The following is a 14,096-nucleotide window of genomic DNA, read 5'->3' as shown; positions in this document are numbered from 1 at the left end:
AAAATTTGTATAGTACAATAGGAGATAGTCAAAAGAAATCAGGAGGCATTCTTATGTCAGTAGAATTGAAAAACGAATTCGGTCGTATTGATATCTCTAATGATGTTGTTGCACAAATTGCGGGCGGGGCTGCTATTGAATGTTATGGTATCGTAGGAATGGCTAGCAAACATCAAATTCGTGACGGTTTAACAGATATTCTTCGCAAAGAGAATTTTGCAAAGGGAGTAATTGTACGTCAAGAAGGCGAAGATTTACATATCGATATGTATGTAATTATAAGTTACGGTACTAAAATTTCTGAAGTAGCTTATCAAGTCCAATCAAAAGTAAAATATACATTAGATAAAACACTAGGAATGGCTGTCAATTCAGTTAATATCTATGTGCAAGGTGTTCGCGTAGCGAACGTGTAAGAGGAGGAACTTATTCAAATGAAGTCGCTAGACGGGATTAAATTCGCGGAAATGGTACAAGCTGGATCGAACCATTTATCTCAAAATGCAGAATATGTCGATTCGTTAAACGTATTCCCTGTACCAGATGGTGATACAGGTACGAATATGAATTTATCAATGACATCGGGCGCAAAAGAAACCGCTATCAACAAACAGGAAAGTATCGGTAAAACAGCTCAAGCGTTATCAAAAGGTTTATTGATGGGGGCTCGTGGTAACTCTGGTGTTATCTTATCACAATTATTCCGAGGATTCGCTAAAGCTGTAGAAAAAGAAAAAGAATTAGATGCGGTGAAATTTGCACAAGCATTCCAATATGGTGTTGAAACGGCTTATAAAGCGGTTATGAAGCCTGTTGAAGGTACAATTCTTACGGTTGCACGTGAAGCTTCCGAAAAGGCAGTAGAAGTTGCAAAAACAGAACAAGATATTGTTGTAATCATGGAAGAAATTTTAGCTGCTGCGAAAGAAGCGCTTGCAAAAACACCAGAATTATTACCAGTATTGAAAGAAGTGGGTGTCGTTGATAGTGGTGGTCAAGGTTTAGTATTTGTATATGAAGGATTTACGGCTGCATTAAAAGGCGAAGAAATACCAACTGCTACAAAAGTCAATTCAATTGAAGATTTAGTAAACGCAGAACACCATAAAGCGCAAGAGTTTATGGATACTTCTGAAATTGTGTACGGTTATTGTACAGAATTTATGGTTCGTTTTGAAGCAGACAAAAAACCATTTAATGAAGTAGAATTCAGAGAAGATATGAGCAGATTTGGCGATTCATTACTTGTTATTTCTGATGATGAGGTTGTGAAAATTCATGTCCATACTGAAACGCCAGGAGCCGTTATCTCATATGGTCATCAATATGGTAGCTTAGTAAAAGTAAAAGTAGACAATATGCGTTTACAACACTCAGCAATCGTTGGTGAGGATTCTAATAAAGAAGAATCTAAAAGCCCTATGAAAAAAGAAGTGAAAAAGCAACCATATGCAATTGTCACAGTTGCAATGGGTGAAGGCGTTGCAAAACTTCTAGAAAGTGTTGGTGCTTCATACGTTATTGAAGGCGGTCAAACAATGAATCCTTCTACTGAAGACATTGTCAATGCTATTAAAGAAGTAGGAGCCGAAAAGGTTTTAATTCTACCAAATAACAAAAACATTGTAATGGCTGCAGAACAAGCAACTGAATTAGTAGATATCGATGCAGCTGTTGTGCCAACTAAATCTATCCCACAAGGTATGTCTGCAATTCTTGCATTCAATCCTGAACTTTCAGTTGAAGACAATCAAAAACATATGACAGAGGCATTTGTCAATGTGAAATCAGGGCAAATTACTTTTGCAGTACGTGATACTTCAATTGATGGAGTGGAAATTCATAAAGACGATTACATGGCTATTAAAGACGGTAGCATCATTCAAGCTACTCCTTCTTTAAAAGTAGCATCTGAACTTTTAGTTAGTGACATGATTGATGAAGATTCAGAAATTGTCACAGTATTATATGGAAAAGACGTAGAAAAAGAAACAGTAGATGAGTATATTGAATTCATCGAAGAAAAATATCCAGAAGTTGAAGTAGAAGTTCATGATGGTCAACAACCACTTTACCCTTACATCATTTCTGTTGAATAATTTTTAGTAATTGAAAGAAAAACGGCTGAGAAGGTTACTTCTCAGCCGTTTTTCTGTGAAGTTGTTGTGGAATTTGATTTTATATAAAGAGCTAGATATAGAGAAACTTTAGACAAAACTAAAATATTTGGTTATATGAATTGATTCGTGTAATATTAGGTTTGAATATTAACTTTGAAAACGTGGGGAGAAATTATGAAATTTACATCTGTCTTTGATATTATTGGTCCAGTTATGATTGGCCCCTCTTCGTCCCATACTGCCGGTGCTGCTCGAATTGGTCGTGTTGCTAGAGATTTGTTTGGAAGACAACCTAAATGGGCTAAAATCTACTTATATGGTTCTTTTGCTGAAACGTATAAAGGACATGGAACTGATGTAGCTATAATCGGAGGCTTACTAGATTATGATACTTTTGATGAAAGAATTAAAACTGCTTTTAAAGATGCTGCAGATGCAGGCTTAACATTTGAATTTATCACAGAAACAGATCATACAGAACACCCTAATACTGCAAGAATTGTAATTGGTGATGAGAATACAGAAATGTCAATGGTTGGTATTTCAATTGGAGGGGGAGCAATTGAAATAACAGAGCTTAATGGGTTCCCACTTCGCTTATCAGGAGGAATGCCAGCAATTTTAGTTGTTCATGATGACCGAGCAGGTTGCATTGCAAACGTTGCCAATTGTCTTGCTAAGCATAATATAAATATTGGTCATATGGAAGTTTCTCGTAAAGAGCGTGGTAATATGGCTTTAATGGTAATAGAGGTTGATCAAAATATTGATCAATTAATTTTAGAAGAAATTGAGCGTCTACCAAATATTACGAAGGTCACACGTATTAAAAACTAGGAGGTATAGCAGATGGAAGTATTATTTCGTAATGTTAGAGAATTGGTAGAACGTGCAGAACGAGAAAATAAACTAATCTCTGAAGTGATGATAGAACAAGAAATTTTAATGTCAGAACGTAGCAGAGAAGAAATTATGGATCAAATGTCACGTAACCTCAAAGTAATGGAAGAAGCTGTAGAAAGAGGTTTGAAAGGTGTACAATCCGTTACTGGTTTAACGGGTGGAGATGCTGTGTTGCTCCAAAAATATATACAATCAGGTAAAGGGTTATCTGGAAACCTTTTGCTAGATGCTGTCAGTAAAGCTGTTGCAACGAACGAAGTAAATGCTGCAATGGGGACTATTTGTGCAACCCCTACAGCAGGTTCAGCAGGAGTTGTACCTGGTACGCTTTTTGCAGTCAAAAATAAATTAAACCCAACAAAAGAACAAATGATCCGTTATCTATTTACAGCCGGAGCATTTGGATTTGTAGTAGCAAATAATGCATCAATCTCAGGTGCAGCAGGTGGTTGTCAGGCAGAGGTCGGTTCTGCTGCTGCGATGGCTGCAGCTTCAATCGTTGAAATGGCTGGAGGAACACCAGAACAAAGTTCTCATGCTTTTGCAATCTCTTTAAAAAATATGTTGGGACTTGTATGCGATCCAGTAGCTGGTTTAGTAGAGGTACCATGTGTAAAACGTAATGCAATGGGAGCTGCTAATGCAATGGTGGCCGCAGATATGGCGTTAGCTGGTGTTAAAAGTCGTATACCAACAGATGAAGTAATTGGTGCTATGTTCCGTATCGGACAAACAATGCCAGTAGCTTTAAAAGAAACTGCTCAAGGTGGTTTAGCAGCAACACCAACAGGAAAGGCACTTGAAGCGAAAATCTTCGGCGGGGCCGTGTTACATCGTGACTGATATATTGCAAAAAGTAACTGATTTAAAGGGAGTTGGAAAATCTTCTGCTGAAGTAATGCGTTTAATGGGCATCGAAACACTAAATGACTTAATTTGGACCTTCCCCTATCGTCATGAAGATTTTCGTTTAAAAGATTTGGCAGAAACCCCACATAACGAAAGAGTGACAGTAGAAGGACGAATTGAAAGTGAACCGGTTGTCTTATATCTAGGTAGAAATAAATCACGTTTACAAGTTCAAATGTTAGCAGGACGACATCTCATAAAACTTGTATTTTTTAACCAAGGATACTTACGGAATAAGCTTATCCCTGGTGCAATAGTAACAGTAACTGGAAAATGGGATAAAGGCCGTCAGGTGATTAATGGAAGTAATGTCGTATTTGGACCTAAAACAGATCAAGCTGATTTTGAACCAGTTTATAGTCTAAAGGGAAAGCTAACACAAAAGAAATTCCGTCAATTTATGAGACAAGCGTTAGATGAAGTGAAAGAAATACTCCCAGAGTCTTTGCCAAATCCGCTTAGAACAGACTATCAATTATTATCTATACAAGAAGCGTTAGAAGGTATTCATTTTCCAAAGGATGCTCATCATGTAAAACAGGCTAGACGTCGTTTTGTATATGAAGAATTATTACAATTTCAATTGAAAATCCAAGCGTTAAGAAAAATACGTCGCGAAGAGGATCGTGGAATTGCCATTCACTATAATCTACAAAAAGTTCGAGAATTCATTTCTTCTTTACCTTATGAATTAACAAATGCACAAAAACGTGTAGTGAATGAGATATCTAAGGATTTATTAGTTCCTCATCGTATGAATAGATTACTGCAAGGCGATGTAGGTTCAGGTAAAACAGTAGTGGCAGCAATTGGATTGTATTCCGCTGTAACAGCTGGCTTTCAAGGTGCTCTTATGGCTCCTACTGAAATTTTGGCTGAGCAACATGCCGCATCACTTGATGAATGGCTAAGACCATTTGGGGTTGAAGTAGCACTACTTTCTGGTTCGATTAAAGCAAAAGCAAGACGAGAATTAATTGAAAGATTAGCTAATGGAGAAATAGATGTAGTGGTTGGGACACATGCGTTGATTCAACCAGATGTAACCTTCCGTAAATTGGGATTTGTTATAACGGATGAACAACATCGTTTTGGGGTTGAACAACGTAGAATATTGCGTGAAAAAGGTGAAAGTCCAGATGTGCTTTTTATGACTGCTACACCCATTCCTAGAACTTTATCTATAACAGCATTTGGTGAAATGGATGTTTCAATCATCGATGAAATGCCAGCAGGACGAAAAAAAATCCAAACGCTTTGGGTCAAACATGAACAATTTAATCAGGTTCTTTCTCGGATGGAAAAAGAGCTTATAGCTGGTCGTCAGGCATATGTGATTTGTCCATTAATTGAAGAGTCGGATAAACTTGATGTCCAAAATGCTGTAGACGTTTATCAACAGTTAGCTACTGTATTTAAAGGAAAATTCAAAGTAGGACTTATGCATGGTCGATTATCTGCCGTTGAAAAAGATGAAGTAATGCGTGCATATAGTGAAGGAAAGCTAGATGTGTTGGTTTCTACAACAGTTGTTGAAGTAGGCGTGAATGTCCCAAATGCAACATTCATGGTTATTTATGATGCTGAACGTTTTGGATTAGCCCAACTTCATCAATTGCGTGGCCGTGTCGGACGTGGTGAATATCAATCCTATTGTGTGTTAATAGCAGATCCAAAAAGTGAAGAAGGCAAAGAAAGAATGATTTCAATGACTGAAACAAACGATGGCTTTCGATTGGCAGAAAAAGATTTAGAACTTCGCGGGCCTGGTGATTTCTTTGGGAAAAAACAAAGTGGCTTACCAGAATTTAAAATGGCAGATCTTGTTCATGACTATCGAGCATTGGAAGTGGCTAGACAAGATGCAGTTAGGCTCATACAGTCTGAAGCATTTTGGCATGATGAAGACTATAAAGTATTACGCCAAAATCTACAGTCATCAGGTGCACTTGATGGAGAAAGAATTGATTAAGCAAAAGAATGCAAGTGTTCTAATAAAAACAACACTTGCATTCTTTTTTTTATATTTATATACTGATATTAGTACCAAGTGCTAATATTAAGGGGCGACGATGAATAATATGAAGTACTCTAAAAAAGAACGACAACTATTATTGCAGCAAACGATTCAAGAAAACCCATTCGTCACGGATGAACAGCTTGCTACAAAGTTTCATGTAAGTGTTCAAACAATTAGACTTGATCGTATGGAATTGTCCATCCCAGAATTACGTGAGCGAATAAAGGACGTTGCCGCTAATAATTTCGAAAATGAAGTGAAAACTTTACCTATAGATGAAGTCATTGGTGAAATTATTGATATAGAATTGGATGAACGTGCTTTATCAATCTTTGATGTTGGAGAAGAACATGTTTTCCAACGAAACGGCATTGCAAGGGGACATCACTTGTTTGCGCAAGCGAATTCTTTAGCAGTTGCTGTTATCAATGATCAATTAGCTTTAACTGTCCATTCTGATATTCACTTTTTGAAACCAGTAAGAGCAGGAAACCGTGTCGTATCAAAAGCTGTTGTTACGGGTAAAGATAATGATCGGAATCGAACGTTCGTCACAGTTACCTCAACTGTTGAGGGTAATACTGTTTTTACAGGGCAATTTGAAATGTATCGAACGAAAGGTAAAGGTGAAAAATAAATGAAATTAGCAGTTGATGGTATGGGCGGAGACAATGCCCCACAAGCCATTATCGAAGGAATTTATCAAGCATTAGAAATATCTAGTGACTTAGACATTTTACTATATGGTAACAAAGAGAAAATGCAACCTTATTTAAAAGATCTAAGTCATATTACTGTTATTGATTGTCAAGAAGTAATTGAAGGTACGGATGAACCTGTACGCGCTGTTCGACGTAAAAAAGACGCTTCAATGGTTAAAATGGCAGAAGCTGTTGCAAATGGTGAAGCAGATGCTTGTATTTCAGCAGGAAATACAGGTGCTTTAATGGCGACAGGATTATTTATTGTTCACCGTATTGAAGGAATTGATCGTCCAGCACTATCCACAACATTGCCTACTTTGAATGGAAGTGGTTTTGATATGCTAGATTTAGGATCTAATGCAGATGCAAAACCTGAAAATTTAGTACAGTACGCTATTATGGGAAGTGTCTATGCACAACAAGTTCGTGGTATTAAAAATCCTTCAGTTGGTCTATTAAATATAGGAACAGAGGATAAAAAAGGAAACGAACTTGCAAAACATGCATTTACACTATTAAAAGAAGCACCTATCAACTTTATCGGTAATGTTGAGTCACGTGAACTCTTAAATCATGTTGCTGATGTAGTTGTAACAGATGGCTTTACAGGGAATATGGTATTAAAGACAATCGAAGGTACTGCTGGTAGTGTTTTTAAAATGTTAAAAGAAGCATTTTTTGCTTCTACCAAAACAAAAGTAGCTGCACTTCTAATGAAAAACAACTTAAAAGAATTAAAAAATAAAATGGATTATACAGAGTATGGTGGTGCAGCCTTATTTGGTTTAAAGGCACCAGTTATTAAGGCACATGGCTCATCCAATGCAAATGCATTTGCTAGTGCAATCCGCCAAGCACGTAAAATGGTAGAACATAATGTAATTCCAACAATCGATGCGACTATTAGCAAAGAAAGTTAGAATACAATATTCCAAAGAACTTTAAATGTATGAGACAAAGGGGAATAAAAAATGACGAAAATTGCTTTTGTATTTCCAGGGCAAGGCTCACAAACTGTAGGAATGGGACAAGAATTTGTTTCAAGTGAATCTGCATGTAAAAAATACTATGATGAAGCTGACAAATTATTAGGTATTGAATTATCAAAATTAATGTTAGAAGGTCCTCAAGAAGAACTAACATTAACTTATCATGCACAACCAGCATTATTAACGACAGGAGTAATGATTGCTGAAAAATTAAAACAAGCAGGTATAACACCAGATTTTACTGCAGGGCACAGTTTGGGTGAGTATGCTGCACTTGTTGCTTCAGGCGTCATGTCTTTTGCTGATGGTGTACGTGCTGTACATAATCGTGGGATTTATATGAACGAAGCCGTACCAGCAGGACTTGGTGCAATGGCTGCTATTTTAGGTTTAGACCGAGATGCTTTAAAGCAAGTAACAGATGAAGTATCAGCTACTGGAGAAGTGGTACAACTTGCCAACTTAAATTGCCCTGGCCAAATTGTGATTTCGGGTACAGCTAAAGGTGTAGAAGAAGCTTCTGCAAAAGCAAAAGAAGCGGGTGCAAAACGTGCTATTCCTTTAGTTGTTAGTGGTCCTTTTCATTCAGAATTAATGCGTCCAGCTGCAAGTAAACTTCAAGAAATGTTAGATAAAATTGACATGCAGGATGCTGATGTACCAGTAATTGCAAATGTAAATGCACAACCTGTTACTTCAAAAGAGGTTATTCCAAATCTACTTGTTGAACAATTATATTCACCAGTATTATGGGAAGATTCAGTTCGCACATTACTATCTGAAGGTGTAGATGTCTTCATTGAATGTGGTCCTGGGAAAGTTTTAAGCGGTTTAGTGAAAAAAGTAGATCGTAAAGTCAAAACGTATTGTGTATATGATGAAGCAACATTTGAGCAAGTATTAGAAGCAGCAAAGGAGTGGGCTTAAATGGCAGATTTAATAGGTAAAGTAGCAGTTGTTACAGGTGCATCTAGAGGCATTGGAAGAGCAATTGCACTACATTTAGCCAATCTAGGTGCAAAAATAGTTGTAAATTATAGTGGCAATCAAGCAAAAGCTGAAGCCGTTGTAGCTGAGATTGAAGCAAATGGAGGAGCGGCTATTGCTGTTCAAGCGAATGTATCTGATTCAGATGAGGTTTCAATGCTTATGAAGAAAGCAGTTGAAACATATGGCTCTCTTGATATTCTCGTAAATAATGCAGGAATCACACGAGATAATTTATTGATGCGTATGAAAGAAGAAGATTGGGATGCCGTTATGAATACCAATCTAAAAGGCGTCTTCCTTTGTACGAAAGCAGTGACACGACAAATGATGAAGCAACGTGCAGGTCGTATTGTTAATATTGCTTCAATTGTAGGGGTAGCAGGTAATGCAGGTCAAGCTAACTATGTTGCTGCAAAAGCAGGTGTCATCGGTCTTACAAAAACAGCTGCCAAAGAGTTGGCTGCACGTAATATTTTCGTTAATGCTGTAGCTCCAGGCTTTATTGATACTGACATGACAGAAGAATTACCAGAAGATATTAAAGCTCAAATGCTTAGTCAAATACCTTTAGCAAAATTAGGTGAACCAGAGGATGTTGCAAAAGTAGTTGCATTCTTAGCCTCTGATGATGCAAGTTATATGACAGGACAAACATTGCATGTAGATGGCGGAATGGTAATGTAGTTTTATACTATTATTGTATAACTGATTCTTGTATAATCATTGAGGGGAGGTGAACAATTTGGCAACAGTAATCGAACGTGTAACTAAAGTTGTCGTTGACCGTTTAGGTGTTGACGAAAGCGAAGTGAAACTAGAAGCTTCTTTCCGTGATGATCTAGGTGCGGATTCATTAGACGTAGTAGAATTAGTAATGGAATTAGAAGAAGAATTTGATATGCAAATTGACGACGAGGATGCAGAAAAAATTGCAACTGTAGGTGATGCAGTTAACTTTATTTCAAGTAAAGTCGAATAATTTAGCGTATAATATACAATACTTAAACTTCCCCTGCAATGATTGTGGGGGAAGTTATCTTTTTATTTTTGCACAATGTGAAAGAAAAAGGTAAACTAGAGGATGTACCAAATGGAAAATAAGAAGGTTGATAAAGATGAGAATACAAGGACTCTCACAAAAAAATGGCGCGATTTCAGAACAAGCACGTCTTAAATTTGCTGAATTACAGGATCGCTTAGGTTTGCATTTTAACAATGCCAATTTGTTATATAATGCTTTTACACATTCTTCATTTGTGAATGAGCATCGTCGAAAACTATTTGAAGATAATGAACGTCTTGAATTTTTAGGAGACGCTGTACTTGAGCTAACTGTTTCTAAGTTTTTATTCCTAAAATTCCCTAAAATGAGTGAAGGTGAACTTACAAAATTGCGTGCAGCAATGGTTTGTGAGCCATCTCTAGTGATTTTTGCCAACGAATTAAACTTTGGTCAATATGTATTACTAGGTAAAGGGGAAGAAATTACAGGTGGTCGTGAACGTCCAGCATTACTAGCGGATTGTTTTGAAGCATTTATTGGTGCTTTATATTTAGACCAAGGTTTAGAAACAGTTGTTGGCTTTTTGGAAAAGGTTGTATTTCCCAAAGTTGAGCTCGGTACTTTTTCACATGTTATGGACTTTAAGAGTCAATTACAAGAAATTGTACAACAAAATAATTCAGGAACATTACAATATGAAATTATTAAAGAGAATGGTCCAGCACATAACCGTACATTTGTCTCTCAAGTGTTGCTAAATAATAAGGAGCTTGGAGTAGGTAACGGGAAATCTAAAAAAGAAGCAGAACAAAAAGCAGCACAATGCGCTATGCGTGCATTAAAAGTACAATTAGCGAACGAGCAGGAGGGTTAATTTTGTTTCTTAAACGGCTTGAAGTGATTGGTTTTAAATCTTTCGCCGATCGAATAGGTATAGACTTCGTACCAGGCGTTACAGCAGTTGTTGGCCCAAACGGTAGTGGCAAAAGTAACGTAACAGATGCGATTCGATGGGTACTCGGAGAACAATCCGCTAAGTCCCTTCGTGGTGCAAAGATGGAAGATATCATTTTTGCCGGAAGTGATTCGCGCAAACCGCTTAACTTTGCAGAAGTATCGTTAATTTTAGACAATGAGGACGAACGCTTGCCGATTCCATACAATGAGGTAAGCGTTACTCGTCGTGTCTATCGTTCTGGGGATAGTGAGTATTTGCTCAATAAACAACAATGCAGATTGAAAGATATTACAGATTTATTCTTAGACTCTGGTTTAGGAAAAGAAGCATTCTCGATTATTTCTCAAGGACGAGTCGATGAAATACTAAATAGTCGTCCAGATGATCGACGTACAATATTTGAAGAAGCTGCAGGTGTTTTAAAATATAAACAGCGTCGTAAAAAAGCAGAACATAAATTATTTGAAACAGATGATAATTTACATCGTGTGCTTGATATTTTACATGAGTTAGATAAACGTATCGAACCATTACATATCCAAGCATCTGCTGCTGAAGATTACTTGAAAATGACCAATGAATTAAAGGGTATTGATATTGCTTTGTTAGTTCATGATATAGAAAATCTAGACCATTCTATAGGGCAAGTAATTAAAGAAAAACAAGAACTTCTTTCGAAAGAACAAGTGCATGCATCTCAAATTTCTGAAAAAGAAACCACTATTACTGAACTTCGAAAGAATTTAAGTGAATTAGATAACTTACTTGATGAATCTCAAAATCAATTGGTAGATGTAAGTGCCGAAGTTGAACGATTTGAAGGTCGAAAAGTGTTAATGGCTGAAAAACGAATGAATGCAACAACACAACTTACAAAACTTCAACAATCACTTGATAAAGCAATTGCTTCACGTGATAATTGGCAAAAAATCCAAGAAGAGAAAGCAGAGCAATTATCAGAACGTCAGCAAGAACTACAAAATTTTAAAAAAATTGTTAAACAATTAGAAGATAACTTAAACCGCTCAACTTCTGAAATTGAAGCAGAAATTGATAAATGGAAAGATACTTATATTGACCGATTAAATGAAGAAGCTACAGTTAAGAATGAAGTAAAAAATATATCAAAGCAATTAGCTGAACAAGCCGAAAATTCCGTTAAAATTTCAAATCAATCTTCTGAAATGTTGACTGAACTAAAAGAATTACAACGCGAACAACAACTTGTAGCTGAAAAGTTAAAAAAAGTCGAATTACAGGTTACACATAAACTTGAAGAATATAAAAAGTGTCAACAAGATCTTCAACATGCTAGAAAACAATATGATGATCAACAAGCAATGCTTTTCAAAGGTTATCAACATTTACAACAGATGAAGTCGCGTAGAGAAACACTAGCTGAACTTGAAGCAGATTTCTCTGGATTTTATCAAGGAGTAAAGGCTGTCCTTGTTGCACGAGAAAATCAACAATTACATGGTATTCATGGGGCAGTAGCAGAACTAATTCATGTTGATGGTGAGTTTGCAAGAGCTGTTGAGACAGCTCTTGGTGCTGCAATGCAACATGTAGTTACTGAAACAGATTCGGATGCACGTAAAGCGATAGCGTGGCTGAAACAACAACGAGCAGGTAGAGCAACATTCTTGCCAAAGAATGTAATGAAATCACGTAAAATACCTACTGATGTATTGCAAGCTGTTGCAAATCATCCATCTTTTATCAATACAGCAGATGAACTGGCAACATTTGATCCAACTTACCGTACAATCGCTGAAAACTTACTTGGTCATGTTCTCGTTTCAAAAGATTTGCAAGGAGCATCACAAATCGCTAAAGCTATTAACTATCGCTTTCGTGTCGTTACTTTAGATGGTGATGTTGTGAATACAGGCGGTTCGTTGACAGGGGGATCTGTAAAACAACAGGCATCATTATTTAGTCGCAAAGCAGAACTTGAAGATTTAACTGCTCAACTATCCCAAATGCAATCTTCTATCGAGAAAGCAGAAAAAGTAGTAGCTGAATGGAAAGATAAAGTTACTGAAAAATCGACGTTACTTGAACAATTACGCGTACAAGGTGAAGAAATCCGTGCAGAAGAAGTAGAACTAAGTGCGCGACATCGTGAGTTAGAAGCAACAACAAAACGTCTATCATTACGTGTTTCCATGTTTAGTGACGAACAACAAGATGCTTCTGGACGTAAAACAAATTTGGAAACTCAATTAGCAGATTTCAATTATCGCAAAGCAGAACTTGCTAAAGAGTTGGTAGAAATTAATCAAACGGTTGAACAGTTAAATGTTTTAAAACAGCAAAGTGAATCAGAAAGAGATGTTTTACAAGAACAATATGCTCTGAAACGTTCTGATTTAGCTGTTCTTAATGAACAAGTTTCCCAACTTAGAGTAGCCGTATTAGATGCCAATTCCCAATTTGACCAAGCAACTCAAGAAGTTTCTAACATTACGAAAGAAATTGAATGGTTGACCAGTGATGGTGATCTAAATGGACCGACAGAGGAAGAACTTACTGCAAAAATTATAGAATTGCATAGTAAACGGGAAGAACTTATTAAAACTGTTGAAAAGACAAAACAAAAACGTACAGAAGTCCAACAAATAGTTGATAAATCAGATGAAGAACTAAAGGAATTACAGCGAGTACATCAAGGTCTACTTGATGGATTACGAAATTATGAAGTGAAATTAAGTCGTCTAGATGTAGAACATGAAAATTTAGCAAAACAACTTGAAAAAGATTATGAACTTACATTTGAAGAAGCTTTACTTGAACCCTCTCTTGATATAGATGTTGAGACAGCAAGACGAAAAGTGAAATTGTTAAAACAATCTATATCAGAGTTAGGAACAGTCAATATTGGTGCAATTGAAGAATATGCTACTGTTTCAGAACGTCATGAATTTTTATCTAATCAACGTAGTGATTTAATGGAAGCTCAAGAAACTCTACATGAAGTCATTCGGGAAATGGATGAAGAGATGACGAATCGTTTTAGTGAGACATTTTTTGAGATACGTAAACACTTCCAAACCGTTTTCCGCGAATTATTTGGTGGTGGTCATGCGGATTTAGAATTACTTGATCCAAATAATCTGCTTGAAACAGGAATTGAAATTGTGGCACAGCCACCAGGTAAAAAACTTCAACGACTTAGTCTATTGTCAGGTGGAGAAAGAGCGTTAACAGCAATTGCTTTGTTGTTTGCTATTTTGAAAACACGCCCAGTCCCATTCTGTATTTTGGATGAAGTGGAAGCAGCTCTTGACGAATCAAATGTTGCTCGTTATAGTCAGTATTTGAAAAAGTTTAGTGCAGAAACACAATTCATCGTTATTACTCACCGTAAAGGAACAATGGAGGGTGCTGATGTCTTATATGGTATTACTATGCAAGAATCAGGTGTCTCTAAATTAGTATCCGTTAAATTAGAACAGGAAGAACCTGTTCCATCATAGGACAAGGAGCGAAATAAC

General features: G+C 36.7%; 12 protein-coding genes. All 12 read left to right on the top strand.

From position 1 onward, the window contains the following. Positions 1-53: 53 nt before the first annotated feature. The 12 genes from CEF14_RS09915 (at position 54) to smc (ending at position 14,078) form a co-directional block, all read left to right on the top strand. Positions 54-416, top strand: a complete 363-nt coding sequence (locus CEF14_RS09915; protein WP_102692701.1) for an Asp23/Gls24 family envelope stress response protein — start codon at positions 54-56, stop codon at positions 414-416. Between the two features lie 18 nt (positions 417-434). Further along, the gene (locus CEF14_RS09910; RefSeq protein WP_102692700.1) at positions 435-2,099 is read left to right on the top strand and encodes a DAK2 domain-containing protein; all 1,665 of its coding nucleotides are present in this window, start codon (positions 435-437) and stop codon (positions 2,097-2,099) included. A 195-nt stretch (positions 2,100-2,294) separates the two neighbouring features. Next, positions 2,295-2,957, top strand: coding sequence for an L-serine ammonia-lyase, iron-sulfur-dependent subunit beta (gene sdaAB, locus CEF14_RS09905; RefSeq protein WP_102692699.1), 663 nt, complete (start codon positions 2,295-2,297; stop codon positions 2,955-2,957). 12 nt (positions 2,958-2,969) lie between these two features. Next, complete coding sequence (sdaAA, locus tag CEF14_RS09900) at positions 2,970-3,866, top strand: L-serine ammonia-lyase, iron-sulfur-dependent, subunit alpha (RefSeq protein ID WP_102692698.1); 897 nt, start codon at positions 2,970-2,972, stop codon at positions 3,864-3,866. Beyond that, positions 3,856-5,904 carry an ATP-dependent DNA helicase RecG gene (recG, locus tag CEF14_RS09895; protein WP_407690474.1) on the top strand — a complete coding sequence of 683 codons (2,049 nt, stop codon included), beginning with the start codon at positions 3,856-3,858 and terminating at the stop codon, positions 5,902-5,904. The genes sdaAA and recG overlap by 11 nt, the downstream gene beginning before the upstream one ends. Before the next feature lie 109 nt (positions 5,905-6,013). Beyond that, complete coding sequence (gene fapR, locus CEF14_RS09890; RefSeq protein ID WP_102694366.1) at positions 6,014-6,589, top strand: transcription factor FapR; 576 nt, start codon at positions 6,014-6,016, stop codon at positions 6,587-6,589. Continuing rightward, positions 6,590-7,576, top strand: coding sequence for a phosphate acyltransferase PlsX (gene plsX / locus CEF14_RS09885; protein WP_102692696.1), 987 nt, complete (start codon positions 6,590-6,592; stop codon positions 7,574-7,576). A gap of 51 nt (positions 7,577-7,627) precedes the next feature. Next, entirely contained in the window at positions 7,628-8,572 is a 945-nt protein-coding gene (gene fabD, locus CEF14_RS09880; RefSeq protein ID WP_102692695.1) for an ACP S-malonyltransferase, read from the top strand. After that, the gene (gene fabG / locus CEF14_RS09875; RefSeq protein ID WP_102692694.1) at positions 8,573-9,319 is read left to right on the top strand and encodes a 3-oxoacyl-[acyl-carrier-protein] reductase; all 747 of its coding nucleotides are present in this window, start codon (positions 8,573-8,575) and stop codon (positions 9,317-9,319) included. A 58-nt stretch (positions 9,320-9,377) separates the two neighbouring features. Beyond that, positions 9,378-9,614, top strand: a complete 237-nt coding sequence (gene acpP / locus CEF14_RS09870; RefSeq protein ID WP_102692693.1) for an acyl carrier protein — start codon at positions 9,378-9,380, stop codon at positions 9,612-9,614. 136 nt (positions 9,615-9,750) lie between these two features. Beyond that, the gene (rnc, locus tag CEF14_RS09865) at positions 9,751-10,512 is read left to right on the top strand and encodes a ribonuclease III (protein ID WP_146013877.1); all 762 of its coding nucleotides are present in this window, start codon (positions 9,751-9,753) and stop codon (positions 10,510-10,512) included. Positions 10,513-10,514: 2 nt separating this feature from the next. Next, a complete protein-coding gene (gene smc / locus CEF14_RS09860; RefSeq protein ID WP_102692692.1) occupies positions 10,515-14,078 on the top strand; it encodes a chromosome segregation protein SMC in 3,564 nt (1,187 codons plus the stop codon). Positions 14,079-14,096: the final 18 nt, after the last annotated feature.

It is taken from the genome of Rummeliibacillus pycnus (assembly GCF_002884495.1).
GTDB classification, from domain to species: domain Bacteria; phylum Bacillota; class Bacilli; order Bacillales_A; family Planococcaceae; genus Rummeliibacillus; species Rummeliibacillus pycnus.
This window is presented reverse-complemented; position numbering and strand designations above follow the sequence as displayed.